The organism is Pantoea sp. 1B4 (assembly GCF_016925765.1).
In the GTDB taxonomy this organism is placed as follows: Bacteria; Pseudomonadota; Gammaproteobacteria; order Enterobacterales; family Enterobacteriaceae; genus Pantoea; species Pantoea agglomerans.
Window position 1 is genome coordinate 736,441 of the sequence record NZ_JAEUWZ010000001.1, and the last position, 23,826, is coordinate 760,266.

Below are 23,826 nucleotides of genomic sequence, written 5' to 3' on the forward strand. Positions count from 1 at the left end.
CGAGATCACATTTTACCGCAAGGAACTTTTATGTCGCAGAGTCTTCCATTAGATCAGCTGGTCGCCGCCTGTCACTGGATTGGCGCGAAAGGCTGGGCACCGGCCACCGGCGGAAATATGTCGGTGCGCCGCGATGAACATGTCTGCCTGCTGAGTGAATCGGGCAAAGATAAAGGCACGCTGACGCGGGATGACTTTATCGAGGTCGATATTGCCACCAGCCAGTCGCTCTCAGGCCGTAAGCCGTCGGCAGAAACCGGTCTGCACACGATGATCTATCGACTCTTTCCCGAGGCGGGCGCGGTGCTGCATACCCACACCGTGAATGCGACGGTGCTGTCGCGGGTGGAGCAGGGCGCGGCGCTGCTGCTGCACGGCTATGAGATGCAAAAATCATTAAGCGGCCAGCACACCCATCTGGATACGCTCGCCATTCCTGTGTTCGACAACAGCCAGGACATTGCGGCGCTGGCGTCAGAAATTGAAGATTACGCCGCCCGCTTTCCGCTGCGTTACGGCTTTCTGCTGCGCGGTCACGGCTTAACCTGCTGGGGCCGGGATGTCAGCGAAGCACGCCGTCATCTGGAAGGTCTGGAATTTTTATTTGAATGTGAACGTCAACGTCGCCTGCTGGAGAGAGCATGATTCGCGCCATTGTTACGGATATCGAAGGCACCACCAGCGATATCCGTTTTGTACATAACATCCTGTTTCCCTACGCCCGCCAGCATCTGGCGAGTTTTTTGCGTGAAAATGCGCATCAGCCCGAGGTCGCCGCAGCGCTGCAGTCGGTACGTGAGGAGGCCGGTCAGCCGCAGGCCGACCTGGATGCGGTGACAGAGATTCTGCTGGGGTTTATGGACCAGGATCGCAAATCAACGGGCCTGAAAGCGCTGCAGGGCATGATCTGGCGCGATGGCTATGTTAACGGCAGTTTTACCGGCCATCTCTATCCTGACGTCCTGCCAGCACTGACCCGCTGGAAGGCGCAGGGCATTGAACTGTATGTATATTCCTCCGGCTCGGTTGCGGCGCAGAAATTGTTATTTGGCTACAGCGACGAAGGTGATATTACTGACCTCTTCAGCGGCTATTTTGATACGCACGTGGGTGCCAAACGCGAAGTCGCAGCCTATCGCACTATCGCCGCTGAAATTGGTCAGCCAGCGGAGCAGCTGCTGTTTCTCTCCGATATTCATCAGGAGCTGGATGCCGCCGCTGAGGCGGGCTGGCAGACGCTGCAACTACTGCGTGGCGATGCGGACGGCGAGAGCCGCCATCGCCAGGTGACGGATTTTTCCCAGATTAACCCGGAGTCAATTTAGGATGAGCGCACTGACTATTTTTACCGACCGCGAAGCCAGCCAGCCGGTGTGGCACAGCACCGACGCGGAAGAGATTCGTGAACGCCTGAGCACCAAAGGCGTCCGTTTTGAGCGCTGGGAAGCCGATCGCGATCTGGGTGAAAATCCGGATCCCGAAACGGTGATCAACGCCTATCAGCATGCGATCGATCGGCTGGTGGCAGAGAAGGGCTATCAGAGCTGGGATGTGATCAGCATGCGCGCCGATAATCCGCAGAAAACCGTGCTGCGCGAGAAGTTCCTCTCTGAACATACACACGGCGAAGATGAGGTGCGTTTCTTTGTTGAGGGTGCCGGACTCTTCTGTCTGCACCTGGATGGCGAGATCCTGCAGATCCTCTGCGAAAAAAACGATCTGATCTCGGTACCAGCGGGAACACCACACTGGTTTGATATGGGATCGTCACCGCACTTCACGGCTATCCGTATTTTCGATAATCAGGAAGGCTGGGTAGCGAACTTTACCGGCGATAAGATTGCGGATGCCTATCCGCGTCTGGCGTAAACCGCCCGTCGTTTTCGCAAGGCGTTTGCCGCTCACGGTAAACGCCTTGCAGACCGTTATTGTGGCTGGAAAATGCCACCCTGAACCTGGTCAGGCGTGACTACCCCGGTGTCCAGTACCCAGCCGCTGATCAGGGTGGCGGGCGTGACATCAAACGCCGGGTTATAGACCTTCGCCGCTTCCGGCGCCCACTGCACGCTGCCAAAACTGCCGGCAACGCCCGTCACTTCACTGGCGGCGCGCTGTTCAATAGGAATCGCTGCGCCGTCCGGACAGCTGCGATCCAGCGTGGTATGCGGGGCCGCCACGTAAAACGGAATCTGATGATAATGGGCCAGCACCGCCAGGCTGTAGGTGCCGATTTTATTCGCCACATCGCCGTTGGCGGCAATGCGGTCAGCGCCTACCCATACGGCATCGACCTCTCCACGGGCCATCAGGCTGGCGGCCATGGAATCGGTAATCAGGGTGTAAGGAATCGCCAGCTCACCCAGCTCCCAGGCGGTTAACCGGCCGCCCTGTAATAGCGGACGGGTTTCATCAACCCAGACATTCTTAATCAGCCCCTGCTGATGGGCGCGGGCAATCACGCCAAGGGCGGTGCCCACACCGGCGGTGGCCAGTCCGCCGGTATTACAGTGGGTCAGCAGCTGGCTGCCGGGTTTTACCCGCGTACAACCCGCGTCAGCGATGGCGTCACACAGCTGCTTATCTTCCTGCACCAGCCGCCAGGCTTCCTCTGCCAGTGCGGGGGCAAAGTCCGGCTGCGCCAGCGCCAGTTTCATCCGGTCCAGATTGTTCATCAGATTGACAGCGGTAGGGCGGGCGGCGCGCAGGGTCGCCAGTGCCTGCGTCAGTTCAGCGCGCGTCTGCCCCTGTTCTGCCAGCAACGCCAGCAGCAGCGAGGCGGAAAGGCCGATCAGCGGCGCACCGCGCACCCGCAGCGCATGAATATGTTCAATCAGCTGGGGCACGCTGTGCGCGGACAGCCAGTTCTTTTGCTGCGGCAGTGCCTGCTGATCCAGAATCCAGAGCTGATTGTCACGAACCTGTAAGCTGGTGGTTTGAAGTGTCTGCATTGTGGGTGAAATCCATGTTGCGTTAATGATACCTATTGTGCCAACATGCTGAACGGATGTATAGACGTCTGAACGGCTTATTACACCCAGGTTATCCCCCTTCGATTGATGAGGAACAGGCAATGTCGCAATACCGTACCTTTACTGCTGCTGATGCTGTGGAATATGCCCGACAATTTGGCGGCGTGGACAATCCTGCCGCGCTGAGCAGCGCAGAAGAGATTGGTGATGGCAACCTCAACCTGGTGTTTAAAATTTATGACGATCAGGGCAACAGCCGGGTGGTGGTCAAGCAGGCGCTGCCCTATGTGCGCTGTGTGGGTGAGTCGTGGCCGCTGACGCTGGATCGGGCGCGGCTGGAAGCGCAGACCCTGGTCGAACACTACAAATATTGTCCGCAGCACACGGTGAAGATCACCCATTACGATGCGGAGCTGGCGGTGATGGTAATGGAAGATCTCTCCAGTCATCGCATCTGGCGCGGCGAGCTGGTGAAGGGCGCTTACTACCCGGAAGCGGCTCAGCAGTTAGGCGACTATCTGGCACAAACCCTGTTTCATACCTCCGATTTCATCCTGCATCCGCACCAGAAAAAAGCGGAAGTGGCGCGTTTTATTAATCCGGAAATGTGTGAAATCACCGAAGATCTTTTCTTTAACGATCCCTATACCGACCATGAGCGCAATAGCTATCCCGAAGCGCTTGAACCGCTGGTCGCCAGCCTGCGTAATGACGATGCACTGCGCATTGCGGTGGGCGGTCTCAAGCATCGTTTCTTTGCCCACGCTGAAGCGCTGCTGCATGGTGATATTCACAGCGGATCGATTTTCGTTGCTGATGGCAGCCTGAAAGCGATTGATGCGGAATTTGGTTATTTTGGCCCTATCGGTTTTGATGTCGGCACCGCCATCGGCAACCTGCTGATTAACTACTGCGGCGTGCCGGGTCTGCTGCCACCGCGTGAGGCCGCCGATGCACGCGAGCAGCGTCTCAGCGATGTACACACCCTCTGGACCACCTTTGCCGCGGGCTTTCTGGCACTGGCGGCAGAGAAAACCCGTGATGAGGCGCTGGCTTATCCAGGCTATGCGGAGGCGTTTCTGCGTAAAGTATGGGCTGATACCATTGGTTACTGCGGCACCGAACTAATTCGCCGCACGGTGGGGATGTCACACGTGGCGGATATGAAGCTGATTGCCGATCCGGCGATGCGTACCGACTGCATCCGTAATGCAATTAATCTGGGACGCACGCTGATTCTGGCGGCCGATCATGTAGAAGATGTGGATGCGCTGATTGCCCGCATCCGTCAGGCGGGATAAAAAAAGCCGACGTGATGTCGGCTTTCAGGTAAATCAAAGGCTGGCTGTAAGAGTGTGCCCGCGCCGGAAACAGGGGCAGATCGGAAAGTCGCTAAAGCCATCCCTGGCTCGCTCGGCCCGCGTCGTCCTGACGCGGGACGCTTTCCTCTTCTGACCCTGTTCCTGCGCCGGTGATGCAGGCTAACGCTAACCCTATGCTGCCTCACTCGCCCGCGACGCAGCCTGAGGGGCTTTCTCTGGCACCGGCACTGCCAGCGCATCCGCCTCAAACTCATCGACGTTAATCGAACGCAGACGGCTGGCCTCAGCACGCTGCAACACTTCAGCCTCTTTAGCATCAATCCAGCCCTGCTCCAGCGCGCGCTTCGCCAGCGCATCCAGCCGGGTAAAAGAGAGGTGCTGCTTCGTCTGTTTGCACAGCCTGTCATGAATCACTTCTGCCGCCATCACATCCTGCAATGCCTGTTCCAGCTGACCGGCAGGGTTGTGCTCGCTGGGCGTCAGGTACATGCCACGGCCCAGACGGCTGCGGGTAGCTGACGGCTGTTGCAGCAGTTTTGCCAGCTGATGGTCCAGACGGTCAGACGGAGCAGGGCAGTGATGACCGCCTGCAAAAATAGTCATCCGCAATGCGCCCGCGACCAGACGGTTCGGGAAATTACGCAGCAGATCGTCCATCGCGACTTCCGCCTGATGTAACGCATCCTGCACGCCCCAGTGCACCAGCGGCAGATCGGCTTCGTTGCGGCCTTCATCGTCATAGCGTTTCAGCGTCGCCGAAGCGAGATAGAGCTGGCTCAGCACATCGCCCAGACGCGCCGAGATACGCTCACGACGTTTCAGGCTGCCGCCCAGCACCGCCATCGACACATCAGAGAGCAACGCCAGGTTGGCACTGATGCGGTTCAGATGCTGATAGTAACGACGGGTGCCATCGCGGGTCGGGGTGGCGCTGGTGCGTCCGGCGGTTAAGCCCAGCCACAGGCTGCGCATGGTGCTGCTGCCGACATGACCGATGTGGCTGAACAGCGCCTGATCAAACGCGTTAACATCATTGCTGGCTGCTGCCGCCATCTCCTGCAATACATAAGGATGGCAGCGAATTGCACCCTGTCCGAAGATAATCATGCTGCGGGTCAGAATATTAGCGCCTTCCACCGTGATGGCGATGGGCGCACCCTGATAGGCGCGGGCCAGGAAGTTGCTGTTACCCAGCATAATGCCTTTACCGCCGGCAATATCCATGGCGTCAATAATGGCGCGCTGACCGCGATGGGTGCAGTGATATTTCACAATCGCCGACAGCACTGCCGGTTTTTCACCCTGCATAATACCGGCCGTAATCAGCGTGGCCGCCGCATCCATCACGTATGCGTTACCGGCAATGCGCGCCAGCGGCTCTTCAATTCCTTCCATCTTACCGATTGAGACGCGGAACTGACGACGGATATGGGCATAGGCGCCTGTCGCCAGCGCCACACTTTTCAGGCTGCCGGTTGAGTTCGATGGCAGCGTAATGCCGCGACCCACAGACAGACACTCCACCAGCATCCGCCAGCCCTGACCGGCCATTTGTGGGCCGCCGATAATATAGTCAATCGGCACAAAGATATTATTGCCGCGTGTCGGCCCGTTCTGGAACGGCACGTTAAGCGGGAAGTGGCGATGACCAATCTCCACGCCGGGCGTATTGGTCGGGATCAGCGCACAGGTAATGCCAGGATTTTCGTTATCGCTGAGCAGATGATCCGGGTCGGAGAGTTTAAATGCCAGCCCCAGCACGGTGGCGATCGGTGCCAGCGTAATATAGCGCTTGTTCCAGGTCAGCCGCATGCCCAGCACCTGCTGACCCTGCCACTCGCCCATGCAGACCACGCCGGTATCGGGGATGGCTCCGGCATCTGAGCCCGCTTCCGGACTGGTCAGCGCAAAGCAGGGGATCTCATCGCCGCGTGCCAGCCGGGGTAAATAGTGATTTTTCTGCTCTTCAGTGCCGTAGTGTTGCAGCAGTTCGCCCGGACCTAATGAGTTAGGCACGCCCACGGTAATCGCCAGAATCCCGGAGACGCCCGACAGTTTTTGCAGCACGCAGGCCTGCGCATAGGCGGAGAAATCGAGTCCGCCATACTCTTTTTTGATAATCATCGCGAAGAAACGATGCTCTTTCAGATAAGCCCACAGTTCCGGCGGCATATCGGCCAGCTCATGGGTGATCTGGAAATCGTTGGCCATGCGGCATGCTTCTTCAACCGGACCATTGAGAAAAGCCTGCTCGTCGGCAGTCAGGCGCGGCTGCGGATAGTTGTGCAGCTTCTGCCAGTCTGGTTTGCCCTGAAACAGATCGCCTTCCCACCAGGTGGTGCCCGCATCGATCGCTTCTTTTTCGGTGCGTGACATCGGCGGCATCACCTGCTGGAAGCGCTGAAACATCGGCTTTGAAAACAGGCTGCGGCGCAATGACGGCAGGTTGAACGGCAGCAGAATGATCGCCAGCGGCAACAGTAACCATGGCGTCCAGAGGTGAGCAAAAGCCATCGCAGCAGTCCACAGCAGCAGAATCGCGCTGCTGAGCCGCAACGACAGGCGGTGATAGAACAGGGCGCCAATCAGCGCCACTGTGGCAAGTATCGAGACAACCATCATAATGAACCGCTCCAAGTAGTAAGAGGTCTGACCTGTTATGTAGAGAGGTTTAGAGCAGTTGGGTTGATTTATCAATTTGTTTACATCGCAATTACAACCTGCCTCACAAAAACCGATTTCTGTCCATTTTTGCATCACCTGCTGCAGCGATAATCACCGCCACTGCCTGGCCAGCCATGGCATGACGCTTTGCGCTGACCGGCCATTCCGTTAAACTTGCTGCGATTAACCTCTCCTAAAAAAGGACATCCCTATGTACCAGGACATTATCCGCTCTGAGCTTAATGAAGCTGCTGATACGCTGAATAAATTCCTCAGCGACGAGGCCAATATCCATGCGATCCAGCGTGCGGCGGTGCTGCTGGCTGACAGCTTTAAGGCGGGCGGCAAGGTGCTTTCCTGCGGTAACGGCGGTTCACATTGCGATGCGATGCATTTCGCTGAAGAGCTGACCGGTCGCTACCGCGAAAATCGTCCTGGCTATCCGGCGATTGCCATCTCTGATGTCAGCCATCTCTCCTGCGTCAGTAATGATTTTGGTTATGACTATGTCTTTTCACGCTATGTGGAAGCGGTAGGGCGTCCGGGCGATGTGCTGCTGGGCCTCTCAACTTCCGGTAACTCTGCCAATATCATTAAAGCGATTGAAGCTGCCCGTGCGCAGGGGATGAAAGTGATCACCCTGACCGGTAAAGATGGCGGTAAGATGGCAGGCAGTGCCGACATTGAAATCCGGGTGCCACACTTTGGTTATGCCGATCGCATCCAGGAGATCCACATTAAAGTGATCCACATCCTGATGCTGCTGATCGAAAAAGAGATGGTGAAGTAACTGCGCTGGCCTCCCGCCTGACGGGAGGCCGCTTACTCTAAGGCGGTGGCTATGTGCGAATTGCTCGGGATGAGCGCCAATGTTCCCACGGATATCTGTTTCAGCTTTACCGGTCTGGTTCAGCGTGGCGGTGGAACCGGGCCTCACAAAGATGGCTGGGGCATTACCTTCTACGAAGATAAAGGTTGTCGTACGTTTAAAGATCCGCTGCCGAGCTTTAACTCGCCGATTGCGCGTCTGGTGCAGGAGTATCCGATCAAATCGCATTCGGTGGTGGCGCACATCCGCCAGGCGAATCGCGGGCAGGTGTCGCTGGAAAATACCCACCCGTTTACCCGTGAGTTGTGGGGCCGTAACTGGACCTATGCGCACAACGGGCAGCTCAGGGGCTATCGGCAGCTGGAGACCGGCACATTCCGGCCGGTGGGCGAAACGGACAGCGAGAAGGCGTTCTGCTGGATCCTGCATCAGCTGGCGACGCGCTATCCACGTACGCCAGGCAACTGGCCTGCGGTATTCCGTTTTATCGGGGAGCTTGCCGGCACGTTGCGGCAGAAGGGCGTGTTTAACATGCTGCTGTCAGACGGCCGTTATCTGATGGCCTTTTGCTCCACCAATCTTTACTGGATCACCCGTCGCGCACCCTTTGGCCGGGCGCAGTTACTGGATCAGGATGTGGAGGTCGATTTTCAGCAGCACACCACGCCGCATGACGTGGTGACGGTGATTGCTACGCAGCCACTGACGGCCAATGAAACCTGGCAGCGGATCGTGCCAGGTGAATGGGCGTTATTCTGCCTTGGAGAGCGCCAGGAATGAACGTGAAGCCGCTTCGGGACTGGCTAAAACCGGTGCCGGGCTGCTGTTCATCACATATTTACCGCTGGCGACATTAACCATCGGCGGCTGATGATATTTAGCAAAGTAAGCGTATCCCGGCTGCAGCTGCTGCCAGAAACTGGCATAGGTGGAGTAGCGGTGACGCTGCATATTGCTGTCGGTCATGCGGAATGGATAGATGCTGATGCTGATATCCTGCTGGCCGTTACGCAGTGCGGCATTCACATAGGTAAAAATCTCATCCATATAGGCGTTAGTCATGGCATAGCAGCCAATCGACTTACAGTCGCCATGAATCATCAGGTAATTGCCGCTGTAGCCCTGATTACGATCGTACTGATTCGGAAAGCCGATGTTGATCGCGCGATAAAACCGGCTATCCGGCTTCAGCTGATTCAGCTTCACGTTGTAAAAACCTTCCGGGCTTTTGAAATCGCCTTCACGGCGTTTCGGGCCGAGGCCGCCAGAAAAGTTACAGATGCGGTAGGTGTCCAGCAGGCGGTATTCGTTACCGATTTTGCCGTAGAGTTCGAGCGTGCGTTCTTCCTTGAAGATCTGGATATAGACCGGGGTGCCGAGTAACTGCTTCTTTAATTCTTTGCTGACCGGTGCCGTTGAGACGGGTTCGGGTGTCATTGCCATGCTGAGGGCTGGCAGTAAAATCATCGCAAACAGGAGTGCGATTTTGCCCATGCTGTGTGTACCTTGAGGTGAAGAGAACATGACGCAAAATGTGCGTCTCTGTTTGCATTATCGGAACTGTCCGCTACCGCAGCGCAACATTAAACATTGTCTGTTTTTTTAGCAAGACGGCGTCAGCCAAATTCGCGATTTACTGAAGGATATTCGACCAGAAATTTGTAAACTTTAATCGTCAGCGCGACAAATATTGCAGTTACCCCTGCCAACTGTATACTTATCCAGTGCCGGAGGGGGTATGCGTAAAATCATTCATGTCGATATGGACTGCTTCTATGCCGCGGTGGAGATGCGTGATAATCCCCAGCTGCGCGACATCCCGATCGCCATTGGTGGCAGCCGCGAACGTCGCGGCGTGATCAGCACCGCCAACTATCCGGCGCGCAAATTTGGCGTGCGCAGCGCGATGCCAACCGGCATGGCCCTCAAGTTATGCCCGCATCTGCGTCTGCTGCCAGGACGCTTCGACGCCTATAAAGAAGCCTCCGCGCAGATCCGCGACATCTTTACCCGCTATACGCCGCTGATTGAACCGCTCTCCCTCGATGAAGCTTATCTGGATGTCACCGACAGCCCCCACTGTCACGGCTCTGCCACGCTGATGGCGCAGGCGATCCGTGCCACCATCTACCGTGAAACCGGGCTTACCGCCTCAGCGGGCATCGCCCCGATTAAATTTCTGGCGAAGATCGCCTCTGACCTCAATAAGCCGGACGGGCAGTTCGTGATTACCCCACCGGAGATGTCCGGTTTTCTGCTGACCCTGCCGCTGGCGAAAATCCCTGGCGTCGGCAAGGTCTCGGCCAAAAAAGCTGGAAGAGATGGGGCTGGTAACCTGTGGCGACGTGCAGAAGGCGGACTTAGCGCTGCTGTTAAAGCGCTTTGGTAAGTTTGGCCGGGTGCTGTGGGAGCGCAGTAATGGCATTGATGACCGCAGCGTGATCGTTGAGCGCGAGCGTAAATCGCTGGGGGTTGAACGGACGCTGGCGGAAGATATCAGCGACTGGGATGCCTGCCTGGAAATTATCGATTTTCTCTACGCCGAACTGGAACGCCGGCTGACGCAGATCCGACCTGACAAGCAGGTGGCGCGACAGGGCGTCAAACTGAAGTTCAGTGATTTTCAGCAGACGACCCAGGAGCATATCTGGCCGGTGCTGAATAAAGAGGACATGATTGCCATCGCCCGTAAAACCTGGGATGAGCGTCGTGCCGGGCGCGGCGTGCGGCTGGTGGGATTACATGTGACTATGGTGGATCCCCAGCTGGAGCGTCAGCTGCTGCTGGGTCTGTAACCGTCAGCCTCACCGACCGGCAAGGCTGACATCCGATTACTTCTTATATTTCGCCGCCAGGGTCGCAAACCACGGGGCAACGAAATCCTCATTGCTGCCCCAGCCCGGAATGATCTTGTTCAGTGACGCGACGTTCACCGCGCCAGGCTGGCTGTTAAGCTGCTGCTGAGAGATCGATGCCGCTTTAAACTGATAAGTCGCTGGCGTCTCTTCACCGGCAATTTTCTTCGCCACCAGACGCATATTCACCGCGCCAATAGTTTTAGGATCCACCGCTACCGTCTGCACCCACGGGCTGTTTTTCTCGCGCATCAGCTGCAAATCCTGGTTCGAAACATCAATGCTGTAGAGTTTGATCTCGGTACGGCCATTCTCCTGCAGCGCTTTGTAAGCGCCCTGGCTGAAGGCGTCCCAGGCACCCCAGATGGCGTCGATTTTGCCTTTCGGGTATTTCGCCAGAATCGCGCCAATTTTATTGGCGGTGTCGCCCTGAACGTCAGTTGAAACCGCACCAATCGACTCAAGCTGATGAATGCCCGGATTCTCTTTCAGCAGTTTTTCATACACCACCTGACGGCGTTCCATCGGCGGGAAACCGGCAACCCATAGCTTGACGATGTTCGCCTTGCCGTTGAAATCATGGATGAGCTGGCCCAGCGACAACTGCGCCAGTGAAGCGTCATCCTGCGCGGTGACGGTCACGCCCGGGATCGGGCTATCCACCGGCGTATCAAACACCGACAGCTTAATGCCTGCATCGGCAATGCGCTTCACCAGTCCGCTGGCGTAGGGCGCTTTACCGTGCGACAGCACGATGCCGTCATATTTCTGGCTGATCGCCTGATTCACGAAATCCTGGAAGCGCGCATCGTCGCCATTGCTGAGGAAGGTGCTGACCTTGAAGCCAAGCTGGCGACCCTGCTGAATGGCACCGGCAACAAACTGGGTGGTGTTGTCATCGGAGCCGAGATTGCGGATCACCGCAATACGGATCGGGCCATCATGACTGGCGATAGCCGCAGGCACCGGCGTGACGGTATCCGCGAAGGCGGCGCTGGCGTTCAGCAGGCTCAGGGCCAGCAGCGAGAGTGTTATTTTTTGCATTGTTATCAACTCCGGTAAACGCGCCTCAGCGGCGCTGGATATAGGTGATCGCCAGTGCTAAAGCCAGCACCAGCCCTTTAATAATGTCCATGGCGTAATAGGGAACAGAGAGCATCACCAGACCGTTCTGCAGCACGCCGAGGATCACCGCACCGACCAATGTGCCCAGTGCATTCGGCTTGCCGGAACCCGCCAGTGAGAAGCCGATCCACGCCGCCGCGACCGCGTCCATCAGGTAGCCGCTCCCGGCATTGACCTGCGAGGAGCCGATACGCGAGGCGAGCAGAATGCCGCCCAGACCGGCCAGCAGTGAGGCGATCACATAAGCCAGCACCCGGTAGCGGGTGGTGCGGATGCCGGAGAGGCGCGCCGCTTCCGGATTACCGCCCAGCGCATACATTCGGCGACCATGTTTGGTCAGCGACAGCGCCAGCTGGGCGGCGACGGTGACGACCAGCATAATGATGACGATGGTGGGCACCTGGCCGAGCAGGCCAAACGCCGCCGGAATGGTGCCTTCCGCCATATCACCGCTCGGCAGCACCATGTTCTCGGTGATCGATCCGCCAAAGCTGTAGGTCATCGCCACCCCCTGAATCACGAACAGTGTCGCCAGCGTTGCCAGCATGTCGGGAATGCGCAGGATCACAATCAGAAAGGCGTTAAACAGCCCGACCAGGGTGCAGAGCGCCAGGGTGAGCAGGATGGCGGTGGTAGTGCCGAAGCCGTACCAGACAAACAGTGAAATCACCAGCGCATTGGCCAGCGAGGCGGTCGATCCGACCGACAGATCAAAGCCGCCAACGGTCAGCGAGATCGAGACGCCGATAGCAATCACCGTGACAATGGCAATTGAGCGCAGAATATTGATGATGTTGTTGGGTTCAAGGAAGCTGTCGGAGGCGAGACCAAAGGCGGCGATCAGGATCACCACCGTGAGCAACATGCCCCATTTATAGAGAAAGTCGAACAACTGGTGACGCCACGGCGAGGCTGTCAGATTCAGGCTGGTTTCTTTGCTGCTCACGCAGGGGTTCCTCCGGTGGAATAGAGCAAAAGCGTCTCTTCGGTGACGTCGCGTGCAGCCAGTTCGGCCACAATGCGTCCATCCCAGAGCACGCAAATCCGGTCGCATAAACCGACCAGTTCAGAAAACTCTCCCGACGCGTAAATGATGCCTTTCCCCTCGCGCGCCAGGTTATCGATCAGGGTGAAGAGTTCGGTTTTGGCTTTAATATCGACGCCTTTCGTCGGCTCATCGAAAATCAGCACGTCGGCGTTGTTGCGCAGCCATTTGCCTATCGCCACTTTCTGCTGATTGCCGCCGGAGAGACGGCGCAGCGTCTGTGCCGGACCGGTGGTGCGCACCTGCAACTGCTGGATAACCTGCTCCGCCCAGCGCCACGCCTGACGATGACCAAACAGGCTCCAGCGCGAAAAGCTGTCGTCTGCGCTGACGCTGAGGTTCATTGCCACCGACTCATCAATAAAGATCCCCTCTTTGCGCCGCTCCTCCGGCACCAGCGCCATGCGGCGACTGACGGAGTCATGCGGCGAACGGGGCTGCCACGGCTGGCCATGCAGTTCACCGCGACTGACGCGGCTTTTGCTGGCACCAAACAGCGCCTTACAGAGTTCGGTTTTACCGGCACCGGCCAGGCCTGCAATGCCCAGAATTTCCCCTTTGTGCAATCGTAGCGAGATATCCTGCAGCAGTTGCTCATCATGAAGACCGTCAATCGCCAGCAGCAGCGGCTGAGTCTGCTGCGCACGACGGGCCGGGAAGATATCGGTGAGCTGATGCCCCAGCATCTTCTCCACGATCTGCTCACCGCTCAGTGCCGCCATCGGGCCGGTTTCGATCAACCGGCCATCACGCAGCACCGTCAGCTGGTCACAGATTGCTTTCAGTTCATGGATGCGGTGAGAGATAAACACCACGCCGATGCCGCTGGCCTGCAGGCGACGCACCACAGCAAACAGCCGCTCACTTTCATGCTGATCCAGCGGGGCGGTGGGTTCATCCAGAATCAGAAAGCGGCAGTGGTGTGACAGCGCGCGCGCCAGCAGAATTTGCTGCTTTTCAGCCAGGGTACAGCGCTCCACCAGCCGGTTGACGTCCAGCGCCACGTCGAGCTGAGCCAGCAGCGCCCGCGCCTGACGCCGAACCTCGCCCCAGCGATAGCGGTGGCCAGGCTCTGCCAGCCGATCCAGCAGAATGTTTTCCGCGACGCTGAGCTGCGGCACCAGCGCCACGTCCACTTCCTGCTGAACCAGATGGATACCCAGCCGTTTCGCATCACGCGGCGTGCGGATGGAGACCGGCTCACCATCCAGCAGGATCTCGCCGCTGTAGTGGCTGTGCGCACCGGAAAGGATCGCCATCAGTGTTGACTTGCCCGCGCCGTTAGCGCCGGTCAGTGCATGTACTGAATGGCCGTCACTGCGGAAATCCACCGACGATAGCGCGGCAAACCCGCCAAAAGCGATGGAGATGTTACGCATCTCAAGGCAGTTTAACCCTGGCATGTCATTACTCTCCTGAAGAAACACTGGCCGCATTTTTTCCTGAACCTTCAGGCGCGGCAACAGCCGAAAGCGCATAAGCTAGCACGAAATCTTATTAGCCATCCAGACATCTGGACATAATGGCGGCTACAACCAGCGAAGCGCGGGAAAGCGGCGGAATAGCGGGGGGAAAGGGCGGAAAAGGCAGCGAATTATGCTGGGGGAAAGTCACAGGCATAAAAAAAACCAGGCCGGAGCCTGGTTTACTTTTTTTGTGACAGAATTACTTTTCTGGCACCACATTCAGCAGGGTGGTCAGCAGTTTCCAGTAAAGGCCAACGCTTTCGATGTGAACCTGCTCATCCGGCGAGTGCGGCCCGGTGATGGTCGGCCCAATCGATACCATATCCATCTCCGGATACGGTTTTTTGAACAGACCACACTCCAGACCGGCGTGGATCACCTGAATGTTCGGGGTCTTATCAAACAGCGCGATATAGGTCTGACGGGTCAGCGCCATAATGGCGGAGTCCGCATCAGGCTGCCAGCCTGGGTAGCCGCCTTTCGCTTTGGTCTGTGCACCGGCCAGCTGGCCCAGTGAGGTCAGCATCTGCACCACATAATCGCGGCCGGTGTCGATCAGCGAACGGATCAGGCAGTTGATCTCTGCATGATCGGCTTCCATGGTCACCACACCGATATTCAGTGAGGTTTCTACCACGCCTTTCGCCACGTCGGAGTTGCGGATCACACCGTTTGGCATGCTGTTGAGCAGGTTCAGGAAGCGATCGCGGCTGTCAGCGTTCAGAGCATCACCCTGATGCGCCAGCGGCTCAGTGACCAGTACGATGTTCGGCTCTTTGATGCCGTGCTCATTTTTGATGGCGCTCAGGAAGTGCGCCGCCGCTGATTTCAGCGCATCCGCTTTGTGGCTCTCGACCGCCACGGTAGCGAAGGCTTCACGCGGGATCGCGTTGCGCAGCGTACCGCCGCTGAAGGCCAGCAGACGCAGATCCAGTTCAGCAGCGTGTGCCGCCAGGAAGCGCGCCAGCAGTTTGTTGGCGTTGCCGAGGCCCATATGAATATCGGCACCGGAGTGACCGCCACGCAGGCCTTTCAGCGTCAGCTTCAGGGTCTGGAATTCAGCAGGCACCGCTTCACGGGTCAGTGGCAGGGTGGTGACGAAGTCGATACCGCCCGCGCAGCCCATGTAGATCTCACCTTCTTCTTCGGAGTCGGTGTTGATCAGGATTTCTGCCTGCAGCCAGTTGGGTTGCAGACCGAATGCGCCATCCATACCGGTCTCTTCAGTCATGGTCAGCAGCACTTCCAGCGGGCCATGCGTCAGGCTGTTGTCAGCCAGTACTGCCAGCGCAGAAGCCATACCGATGCCGTTGTCAGCGCCCAGCGTGGTGCCGCGCGCTTTCACCCACTCGCCGTCAACCCAGGGCTGAATCGGATCTTTGGTGAAGTCATGAACGGTGTCGTTATTTTTCTGCGGCACCATATCCAGATGCGCCTGTAGCGCAACCGGGGTACGGTTTTCCATGCCTGCGGTGGCGGGCTTACGAATCAGGATGTTGCCGACCTGATCGCGCTCACACCAGAAGCCTTGCTCTTTGGCCCAGCCGACGATGTAACTCGCCAGCGCTTCTTCGTGAAAAGAGGGATGGGGAATAGAGCAGATCTTAGCGAAAATATCCCACAGCGGCTGTGGAGAGAGTTGAGACAATTCAGACACGACAGGTCTCCTGTGTCAGTGTACCGGCGAGGCCGGACATCGCGAGTTTCCAGTGAAAAATCGCCGTCAGAGAATCTGACGAGCCAGGCCCGAGAATATCACTGTTTTCTACCGGGTGCGCTCTCAGACGCGCTAAAAAAGCCGCAACCAGTGCGCGGGTGCTGGTTTTTAGTGCGTCAACTCCTTATAATCTCGCGCAACCTTTTCCCCGTTGCACATTTTTACGCCACCTCGGTTGGCTGGGATTTCTATTCTATGAGCGAAAAATACGTCGTTACCTGGGACATGCTTCAGATTCATGCCCGTAAACTGGCCCAGCGCCTGCTTCCTGTTGAACAGTGGAAAGGCATTATCGCGGTGAGCCGCGGCGGTCTGGTACCGGCTTCGCTGCTGGCACGTGAACTGGGTATCCGCTACGTCGATACCGTCTGCATCTCCAGCTATGACCACGATCATCAGCGCGAAATGAAAGTTCTGAAGCGCGCAGAAGGCGACGGTGAAGGCTTTATCGTGATCGATGACCTGGTGGATACCGGCGGCACCGCCCAGGCGATTCGCGAGATGTACCCGAAAGCGCGTTTCTGCACCATTTTCGCTAAACCGGCCGGTCGCTCACTGGTTGATGATTATATTGTCGATATTCCGCAGGATACCTGGATCGAGCAGCCGTGGGATATGGGCGTGGTCTACATCCCGCCGATTGTTAAAAGCTGATTGATATGCATCAGACAACGCCCGGTTTTCCGGGCGTTGTGCTTTCTGTGCCTCGCACCCCGAATTGCCGTACAGTACACTTAGCCATCGCCGTTTCTGTTGCAGGAGAAGTGAGTATGTCGAGCAAAAATCTCAGCGAGAAGTTGTTCAAACCGCGCTTTAAACATCCTGAAACCTCAACCCTGGTTCGCCGCCACCATCATGCTACTTCGGATGTCCACTCAGCCCTGGATGGTGACAGCCAGCGTGGCTGGTATCGTATGCTGAATAAGCTGATGTGGACATGGCGTGGCCTGACGCCGCAGGAGATCAGCGAAGTACTGGCACGTATTGCCATCAGCAATGTTGAACATACTGATGAGACGCTGCTCGACACTGTAATCGGTTTTCGCGGCGGCAACTGGCATTTCGAATGGTGTAAACAGGCGGGTATCTGGCAGCAGAAAGCGCTGGAGGCTACCGACGACAGCGAGGCGGGCGACTACTGGTTACACGCGGCGCATCTCTACAGCGTTGCGGCCTATCCCTATATAAAAGGGGATGAGCTGGCCGACCAGGCGCAGACCCTGGCGAACCGCGCCTATGAAGAGGCGACTCAACGCCTGCCGGGCGAGCTGAAACCGCTGACGTTCGCCATTCAGGGTGGCAGCCCGGTTAACGGCTTTCTGCACATGCCGCCTGACGTTGAAGCGCCTTATCCCACCGTGCTGTTCTGTGGCGCGCTCGACTCATTACAGAGCGATCACTATCGCCTGTTCCATGATTACCTTGCCCCGCGCGGCATCGCCATGCTGACCATTGATGTGCCGTCGGTAGGCAACTCGGTGAAATGGACGCTGAGTCAGGACACCAGCTTTCTGCATCAGCAGGTGCTGCGCGATCTGAAAAACGTGCCCTGGATCGACCATACCCGCGTGGCGGCGTTTGGTTATCGCTTTGGCGCTAACGTGGCCGTGCGACTGGCCTATCTGGAATCGCAGCGGCTGCGTGGGGTCGCCTGTCTTGGCCCGATTGTGCATGCGCTGCTGACGCAGACAGCGTTGCAGGATGAGATCCCGGATATGTATATGGATATGCTGGCGAGCCGGCTGGGCATGGCAACCGCTTCTGACAGTGCGCTGCGTACCGAACTCAATCGATATTCGCTGAAAACTCAGGGATTGCTGGGCCGCCGGACGCCGACACCCATGCTGTCGGGCTACTGGCAAAACGATCTTTTCAGCCCGGAAGAGGAGAGCAAGCTGATCGCTAACTCTTCGTCAGACGGTAAGGCGTTGCTGATTCCGGTGAAGCCGATGATGGCCAGTTTCGACAAGGCGCTGAATGAAATTTGCGACTGGCTGGAGAAGCGTTTAAAAAGGTAACTGGCAAAATTTACAGTATTTGCTACAACTAGTAGCGGAATTCTTCCGGGCTGCCGTTAAGCGAAACATGACATCACCTGGCCGTCCGGAAAATCAAGGCTGTATAGCGGTCAAAATCTATGGAGATTCAGCATGACGTTACCAAGTGGTCATCCCCGCAGTCGCCTGCTTAAGCGCTTTACGGAGCTTGGGCCTTATATTCGCGATGGGAAATGTGGCGAAACCCGGTTCTTTTTCGACTGCCTGGCTGCCTGCGTTAATGTGAAACCGGCACCGGAACTGCGTGAGTTCTGGGGCTGGTGGATGGAGCTGGAAGCGCAGGCTGACCACTTTACCTATGTCTACCATATCGGTCTGTTCGATAAAGAGGGTGACTGGTCGGTGGCAACCATCAAAGGCAAAGAGAATACGGCGCGCGTGGAAGAGACCTTACGGAATTTCCATACCCGTCTGAAAGCGATGCTGAAAGAGTTCGAGCTGGATCTGATTCCGGCCAGCGATTTCGATGAGAAACCGGTGAAGCTGAGCGCCTGATTGGGCGGTTCGCTTATACAACAAGCAAAGGGCGCGTTGAAAAACGCGCCCTTTTTCATGCTCACACATTCTGTAGCTTATGCTGTCCGGCATTAGCCTGAAATCAGAACTGGTAAGTCACACCCATCGCGACCACGTCATCGTTGTTAATCGACAGCGCGTTGTCATCATCCAGCTGGTTGATTTTGTAATCAACGAAGGCGGACATATTTTTGTTGAAGTAGTAGGTCGCGCCCACATCGATATATTTCACCAGATCCGCATCGCCGATACCGTTTTCGATATCTTTGCCTTTGGTCTGTACATAGCCAATGGAAGGACGCAGGCCGAAATCAAACTGATACTGCGCCACCAGTTCGATGTTCTGCGCTTTGTTGGCTGCGCCCGCGACGGTAGCACCGGTGTTACGGTTGGTGCCGCTGATTGGTGTCATGTTGCGGGTATCGGTATAGATCGCCGCCAGGTAGACGCTGTTGGCATCATACTTCACGCCTGCACCCCAGGAATCCGCACGGTCACCGCCGCCATAGGCACGTGCCTGCTGCTGGTTGGTACGGTCAGAAGAGGTGATGGCACTCATCAGGCTCACACCGGAATCACCCAGCGCATAGCCCAGTGAGGCACCGTAGCCGTCGCCATTCTGACGGTTGATGTCGGTGCGGGTGTTGGCGCTGGTGGCGTCGTTTTTACCCTGATACTGCAACGCAAACTTCAGCCCATCGACCAGACCAAAGAAGTTGTTGTTACGGTAAGTCGCCACACCGGTAGCGCGCTGAGTCATAAAGTTATCAGAACGGGCTGTACCGTCACCGCCGAATTCCGGGAACACGTCGGTCCAGGCCTCAACGTCATACAGCACACCGTAGTTACGACCGTAATCGACCGAACCATACTGCGAGAATTTCAGACCAGCAAACCCAAGGCGGGTTTTATTGCCGTTGTTGGCGTCGCTGCCTTCGGAGTTATTGACGTTGTACTGATATTCCCACTGACCATAACCGGTCATCAGGTCGTTAATCTGTGTCTGACCCTTAAAGCCGATACGGGTATAGGACTTGTCTCCATCCTGGCTGGCATTATCGCTGATGTAGTGCTCAGCTTTAACTTTGCCGTATAAGTCCAGTTTGTTGCCATCTTTGTTATAGATTTCGGCAGCCTGCGCGGCGGATGCCAGCGTCAGCGTGGAGAGGATCATGGCCAGTGTGCTTTTCTTCATTTGCTATCAATCCCAATGTGAACGCCGTAAAAAAATGAAAGTTTTTGTAAAGCACGGACTTTTTTACCCGTCGGCGATGAACTTTTTATGACACTTTTCATGATTTCTTGTTAACCCTGAACTTTTGGTCTACGTTCTTGTCCGCGTAAATTCGTGCTTTTCCCCTGCTGGCTGTTGGCTTCCTTATCGACTCCTGTTAAAACGTCCTTTCGTAAAAATTTTTCACTACGGCAGGAAATATGAGTGGCAGTCAGACCTTAGTGGTCAAGTTGGGTACCAGCGTTCTCACCGGCGGCTCCCGTCGGCTGAATCGGGCGCACATGGTGGAACTGGTTCGTCAGTGTGCGCAGCAGCACGCGGCGGGCCACCGCATTGTGATTGTGACCTCTGGCGCGATGGCCGCCGGACGCGAACATCTGGGTTACCCCGAACTGCCACCCACCATCGCCTCAAAGCAGCTGCTGGCTGCGGTGGGGCAGAGCCGTCTGATTCAGCTGTGGGAACAGCTGTTCTCAATCTATGGTATCCATATTGGTCAGATGTTGCTGACCCGTGCCGACATGGAAGATCGCGAGCGCTTCCTGAATGCCCGCGACACGCTGCGCGCGCTGCTGGATAACCACATAGTGCCGGTGATCAATGAGAACGATGCCGTTGCCACCGCTGAAATCAAAGTGGGCGATAATGACAATCTCTCAGCGCTGGCGGCGATGCTCGGCGGTGCCGACAAGCTGCTGCTTCTGACCGACCAGCAGGGACTGTTCACCGCCGATCCGCGTAACAATCCTGAGGCTGAGCTGATTAGTGATGTCCATGTGATTGATGATGCGTTGCGTGCCCTGGCGGGCGACAGCGTATCGGGTCTTGGCACTGGCGGCATGTCGACCAAGCTTCAGGCGGCGGATGTCGCCTGCCGCGCCGGTATCGATGTGATCATCGCCTCAGGCAGCCGCAGCGGCGTAATCAGCGATGTTATTGACGGCAAGCCGGTCGGTACGCGCTTTCATGCGCAGCAATCGCCGCTGGAAAATCGTAAACGCTGGATTTTCGGTGCGCCTCCGGCAGGTGAACTCACCGTCGATGATGGTGCGCTGGCAGCAATTATTGAACGCGGCAGTTCGCTGCTGCCGAAAGGGATCCGTGCTATCCAGGGGGAATTTCTCACGTGGGGAAGTGATCCGTATCCGCAGTTTGCAGGGCAGGGATATCGCGCATGGTGTTTCACGCTACAACAGCGACGCGATGCGGATGATTGCCGGTCATCACAGCCAGCAGATCAGCGAAATCCTGGGCTATGAATATGGCCCGGTGGCGGTTCACCGCGACGACATGATCGTCAGTTAAGGAGCGGACAATGCTAGAAGAGATGGGAAAAGCGGCGCGCGCCGCAGCTTACACCGTGGCCGATCTGTCGACTGCAGAGAAAAATCAGGTTCTGATGACTATTGCCGACCGTCTGGAGGCGGAAAGCGCAGACATTCTGGCGGCCAATGAGCTGGATTTAGCCGATGCGCGTCAGAACGGTATGAGAGCCGCGCTGTTGGACCGGCTGACACTCAATCCGCAACGCCTCGGCAGCATCGCCAGCGATGTGCGCCAGGTCTGCCAGTTGGCCGATCCGGTTGGACAGCTAATTGACGGCGGTCAGCTCGACAGCGGGCTGCGTATTGAGCGTCGTCGCGTGCCGCTGGGCGTGGTGGCCGTAATCTACGAGGCGCGTCCCAATGTCACGGTGGACGTCGCCACTCTGTGCCTGAAAACCGGCAACGCCGCCATTCTGCGCGGCGGTAAAGAGACCTGGCGCACCAATGCGGCCACCGTCCGGGTGATCCAGAACGCGCTGAAACAGCACGGTCTGCCTGCGGCGATCGTTCAGGCGATCGAAAATCCGGATCGCGAGCTGGTGAATCAGCTACTGAAGCTGGATCGCTACGTCGATATGCTGATCCCGCGTGGCGGAGCCGGGCTGCATAAGCTGTGCCGGGAAAACTCCACTATTCCGGTGATTACCGGCGGCATCGGCGTTTGTCATATCTATATTGATGAGACGATGGAGATCGAACCGGCACTTGATCTGATCGTCAACGCTAAGAAACAGCGTCCCAGCGCCTGTAACTCACTGGAGACGCTGCTGGTGGATCAGGCGATTGCCGATCGTTTCCTGCCCGCCTTTAGCGCGCGTATGGCACAGGAAGCGATTGCGCTGCATGCTGACAGCAACGTGCTGGCGCAGCTGCAGCAAGGCCCGGCATCGGTCACGCAGGTGAATCCGCAGCAGTACAATGATGAGTGGCTGTCGCTGGATCTTAACGTCAAATTAGTGGCGGATATGGATGAGGCGATCGATCATATTCGTACGCACGGCACGCAGCACTCGGATGCCATCCTGACCCGTAATACCCGCAACGCCGCGCGTTTTGTCCGTCAGGTCGACTCCTCAGCGGTCTATGTCAACGCAAGCACCCGCTTCACCGATGGCGGACAGTTTGGCCTGGGTGCCGAAGTGGCGGTCAGTACACAGAAACTGCATGCTCGTGGCCCGATGGGATTAGAGGCGCTGACGACCTATAAATGGATAGCATGGGGCGACGATACGCTCCGGCCATAACTGCCATAATTTTTAACAAAGCGGGAGTCTTTCAGAGACTCCCGTTTTTTTTTAGCTCCACTTTCCGGTCCAGTGAAAGATAGAGTTTTCTGCGCATCAGCTTAATTTCCGTTCCGGTCTCGTCACTACTGGCCATTATTCTGGCTGATATTCACGCAATTTTTTACGGAACATTCCTGAAAGCCGGGGCTGTACGCGGCCTGAGGCAATATTTTTTGTCCAGCCGCGGGCTGAAGCGGATAATGATTATCAGGAATGCTTGATAAAGCGGTTAGGTAGTAAACGAGCGGTAATATAAAATGAACTGGTAGCAATAATGAAAATAACATCCAGTATCTCTTCTATGGCTGATTATTAACTAATGGTTAAAAAAGAAAGTACAAGACAAGCTTTCACCGCCAGGCTGATAGCGGCCTGTGAGAGTGCCGGCATTGCCGGACATGGACGAAACAAACAGGTTGCCAGGGCTCTGCAGCAGCAAGGCTGTAAGATTTCAACGCCGGGAGTGTGGAAGTGGTTTAACGCGCAGTCAGTGCCGGATGGCGGCAATTTACTGGCTCTCAGCCAGCTGCTGGGCGTCAGGGTTGAGTGGCTGCAATACGGTATGGAACAACCTGCTGAACCGATGACGCTAAGTGCGCTCACCGGTCAGAAGAATGTGTTTCGGATTGATAGCCTCGACATTGGTCAGCGAAGTGCTGCAGGCCTGCCCGCGCGTGATGAGTTTGTCGAGACTATCCAGGCGATCGAATATGGTCTGGATGAGGCGCGGGTGCTGTTCAACGGGCGCCCGGCGGAAAACATCCGGTTAATCGCTATCAACAGTGACTCCATGGCTGACACCTTTGCGCCGCGCGATCAGCTGTTTGTGGATATCAGCGTGCGGATGTTCGACGGCGACGGCATCTATATTTTCACCCTCGATGAGCAGCTCTATCTCAAGCGCCTGCAGCTGCAGCATAAGAAAATCGCTGTAATATCAGATAATAAGCGCTATGAAACCTGGTATCTCAATCATGATGACGTCACCAGCCTGAAGGTACTGGCCAAAGTGATCATGAGCCAGGCGCGACATTATCAAATCCTCGGTTAAGGCCACTTCTGCCGGTTTTTTCAGGAAGGCTGAAAAAAAAATAATCGGCATAAATTCATAAATTTAACCAGCGGTAAATAAAAAATTAACCAACAGTGTTTGATAAAGCATAAGAACCTGTTAATAATTTGAATATGGATGAACGAAGCAGTTCTTTCAGGGACGAGCCGCTCTTAAACAATTGAGGCGCTGCACAAGCGCGAATCATACCACCCCAAAGTTAGTGAACTTTGGGATGGGGTGGATGCGCAAAATGCAGCGTCGTCAGATGCCGTTTATTTCCCCTCGCTTACTTTCCACCTGACTGCTAATGCAGCCGGGCGGTAAGCGTGCGACCGTGATACGCGACATTCGGGCCCGTTCGG

General features: G+C 56.5%; 19 protein-coding genes and 2 pseudogenes. 13 read left to right on the forward strand and 8 right to left on the reverse strand.

What is annotated here, in order from left to right; genetic code table 11:
* Positions 1 to 30 precede the first annotated feature (30 nt).
* From JNO11_RS03400 to JNO11_RS03410, 3 genes are read left to right on the forward strand one after another with little or no spacing between them, the layout of a single operon-like run.
* Positions 31 to 645: a methylthioribulose 1-phosphate dehydratase gene (locus tag JNO11_RS03400; RefSeq protein WP_010255165.1), complete on the forward strand. Its 615-nt coding sequence runs from the start codon at positions 31 to 33 to the stop codon at positions 643 to 645.
* Complete coding sequence (gene mtnC / locus JNO11_RS03405; protein ID WP_325176921.1) at positions 642 to 1,325, forward strand: acireductone synthase; 684 nt, start codon at positions 642 to 644, stop codon at positions 1,323 to 1,325. The genes JNO11_RS03400 and mtnC overlap by 4 nt, the downstream gene beginning before the upstream one ends.
* Before the next feature lies 1 nt (position 1,326).
* Positions 1,327 to 1,869, forward strand: a complete 543-nt coding sequence (locus JNO11_RS03410) for an acireductone dioxygenase (RefSeq protein ID WP_010671156.1) — start codon at positions 1,327 to 1,329, stop codon at positions 1,867 to 1,869.
* A gap of 56 nt (positions 1,870 to 1,925) precedes the next feature.
* On the opposite strand, the gene mtnA is transcribed toward JNO11_RS03410, so the two are convergent.
* Positions 1,926 to 2,948, reverse strand: coding sequence for an S-methyl-5-thioribose-1-phosphate isomerase (mtnA, locus tag JNO11_RS03415; protein ID WP_033756695.1), 1,023 nt, complete (start codon positions 2,946 to 2,948; stop codon positions 1,926 to 1,928).
* Positions 2,949 to 3,070: 122 nt separating this feature from the next.
* Between mtnA and mtnK the strand changes: the two genes are divergently transcribed.
* Entirely contained in the window at positions 3,071 to 4,270 is a 1,200-nt protein-coding gene (gene mtnK, locus JNO11_RS03420) for an S-methyl-5-thioribose kinase (protein WP_154209603.1), read from the forward strand.
* Positions 4,271 to 4,462: 192 nt separating this feature from the next.
* Here mtnK and fadE read toward each other — a convergent pair whose 3' ends face one another.
* Complete coding sequence (gene fadE / locus JNO11_RS03425) at positions 4,463 to 6,913, reverse strand: acyl-CoA dehydrogenase FadE (protein WP_010255176.1); 2,451 nt, start codon at positions 6,911 to 6,913, stop codon at positions 4,463 to 4,465.
* A gap of 253 nt (positions 6,914 to 7,166) precedes the next feature.
* Between fadE and lpcA the strand changes: the two genes are divergently transcribed.
* The gene (lpcA, locus tag JNO11_RS03430; protein ID WP_010255178.1) at positions 7,167 to 7,745 is read left to right on the forward strand and encodes a D-sedoheptulose 7-phosphate isomerase; all 579 of its coding nucleotides are present in this window, start codon (positions 7,167 to 7,169) and stop codon (positions 7,743 to 7,745) included.
* Between the two features lie 51 nt (positions 7,746 to 7,796).
* Positions 7,797 to 8,564: a class II glutamine amidotransferase gene (locus tag JNO11_RS03435; RefSeq protein WP_010255181.1), complete on the forward strand. Its 768-nt coding sequence runs from the start codon at positions 7,797 to 7,799 to the stop codon at positions 8,562 to 8,564.
* Here JNO11_RS03435 and dpaA read toward each other — a convergent pair.
* The gene (gene dpaA / locus JNO11_RS03440) at positions 8,535 to 9,278 is read right to left on the reverse strand and encodes a peptidoglycan meso-diaminopimelic acid protein amidase (protein ID WP_010255183.1); all 744 of its coding nucleotides are present in this window, start codon (positions 9,276 to 9,278) and stop codon (positions 8,535 to 8,537) included. The genes JNO11_RS03435 and dpaA overlap by 30 nt on opposite strands.
* Before the next feature lie 244 nt (positions 9,279 to 9,522).
* On the opposite strand from dpaA, the pseudogene dinB reads away from it, so the two are divergent.
* Positions 9,523 to 10,579: pseudogene (dinB, locus tag JNO11_RS03445) on the forward strand (DNA polymerase IV).
* Positions 10,580 to 10,615: 36 nt separating this feature from the next.
* Here the strand turns inward: dinB and JNO11_RS03450 are convergent.
* From JNO11_RS03450 to pepD, 4 genes are all read right to left on the reverse strand, one after another.
* Positions 10,616 to 11,683, reverse strand: a complete 1,068-nt coding sequence (locus tag JNO11_RS03450; protein ID WP_010255186.1) for a sugar ABC transporter substrate-binding protein — start codon at positions 11,681 to 11,683, stop codon at positions 10,616 to 10,618.
* A 25-nt stretch (positions 11,684 to 11,708) separates the two neighbouring features.
* Complete coding sequence (locus JNO11_RS03455) at positions 11,709 to 12,710, reverse strand: ABC transporter permease (RefSeq protein WP_010671160.1); 1,002 nt, start codon at positions 12,708 to 12,710, stop codon at positions 11,709 to 11,711.
* Positions 12,707 to 14,212 carry a sugar ABC transporter ATP-binding protein gene (locus JNO11_RS03460; RefSeq protein ID WP_031292786.1) on the reverse strand — a complete coding sequence of 502 codons (1,506 nt, stop codon included), beginning with the start codon at positions 14,210 to 14,212 and terminating at the stop codon, positions 12,707 to 12,709. The genes JNO11_RS03455 and JNO11_RS03460 overlap by 4 nt, the downstream gene beginning before the upstream one ends.
* Before the next feature lie 262 nt (positions 14,213 to 14,474).
* Complete coding sequence (gene pepD, locus JNO11_RS03465) at positions 14,475 to 15,932, reverse strand: beta-Ala-His dipeptidase (RefSeq protein ID WP_325176922.1); 1,458 nt, start codon at positions 15,930 to 15,932, stop codon at positions 14,475 to 14,477.
* 255 nt (positions 15,933 to 16,187) lie between these two features.
* Between pepD and gpt the strand changes: the two genes are divergently transcribed.
* The 3 genes from gpt (at position 16,188) to crl (ending at position 18,544) form a co-directional block, all read left to right on the forward strand.
* A complete protein-coding gene (gpt, locus tag JNO11_RS03470) occupies positions 16,188 to 16,646 on the forward strand; it encodes a xanthine phosphoribosyltransferase (RefSeq protein WP_009091894.1) in 459 nt (152 codons plus the stop codon).
* Between the two features lie 116 nt (positions 16,647 to 16,762).
* The gene (gene frsA, locus JNO11_RS03475) at positions 16,763 to 18,010 is read left to right on the forward strand and encodes an esterase FrsA (RefSeq protein WP_325176923.1); all 1,248 of its coding nucleotides are present in this window, start codon (positions 16,763 to 16,765) and stop codon (positions 18,008 to 18,010) included.
* A 132-nt stretch (positions 18,011 to 18,142) separates the two neighbouring features.
* The gene (gene crl / locus JNO11_RS03480) at positions 18,143 to 18,544 is read left to right on the forward strand and encodes a sigma factor-binding protein Crl (RefSeq protein WP_003851176.1); all 402 of its coding nucleotides are present in this window, start codon (positions 18,143 to 18,145) and stop codon (positions 18,542 to 18,544) included.
* A 103-nt stretch (positions 18,545 to 18,647) separates the two neighbouring features.
* On the opposite strand, the gene ompC is transcribed toward crl, so the two are convergent.
* Entirely contained in the window at positions 18,648 to 19,760 is a 1,113-nt protein-coding gene (ompC, locus tag JNO11_RS03485) for a porin OmpC (protein ID WP_010255197.1), read from the reverse strand.
* A 239-nt stretch (positions 19,761 to 19,999) separates the two neighbouring features.
* Between ompC and proB the strand changes: the two are divergent.
* The 3 genes and pseudogenes from proB (at position 20,000) to JNO11_RS03500 (ending at position 23,461) form a co-directional block, all read left to right on the forward strand.
* Positions 20,000 to 21,104: pseudogene (proB, locus tag JNO11_RS03490) on the forward strand (glutamate 5-kinase).
* A 10-nt stretch (positions 21,105 to 21,114) separates the two neighbouring features.
* On the forward strand, positions 21,115 to 22,368 hold the full coding sequence (gene proA / locus JNO11_RS03495) for a glutamate-5-semialdehyde dehydrogenase (protein ID WP_325176924.1): 1,254 nt from the start codon (positions 21,115 to 21,117) through the stop codon (positions 22,366 to 22,368).
* Between the two features lie 361 nt (positions 22,369 to 22,729).
* Positions 22,730 to 23,461, forward strand: a complete 732-nt coding sequence (locus JNO11_RS03500; RefSeq protein WP_325176925.1) for a S24 family peptidase — start codon at positions 22,730 to 22,732, stop codon at positions 23,459 to 23,461.
* The last annotated feature ends 365 nt before the right edge of the window (positions 23,462 to 23,826 follow it).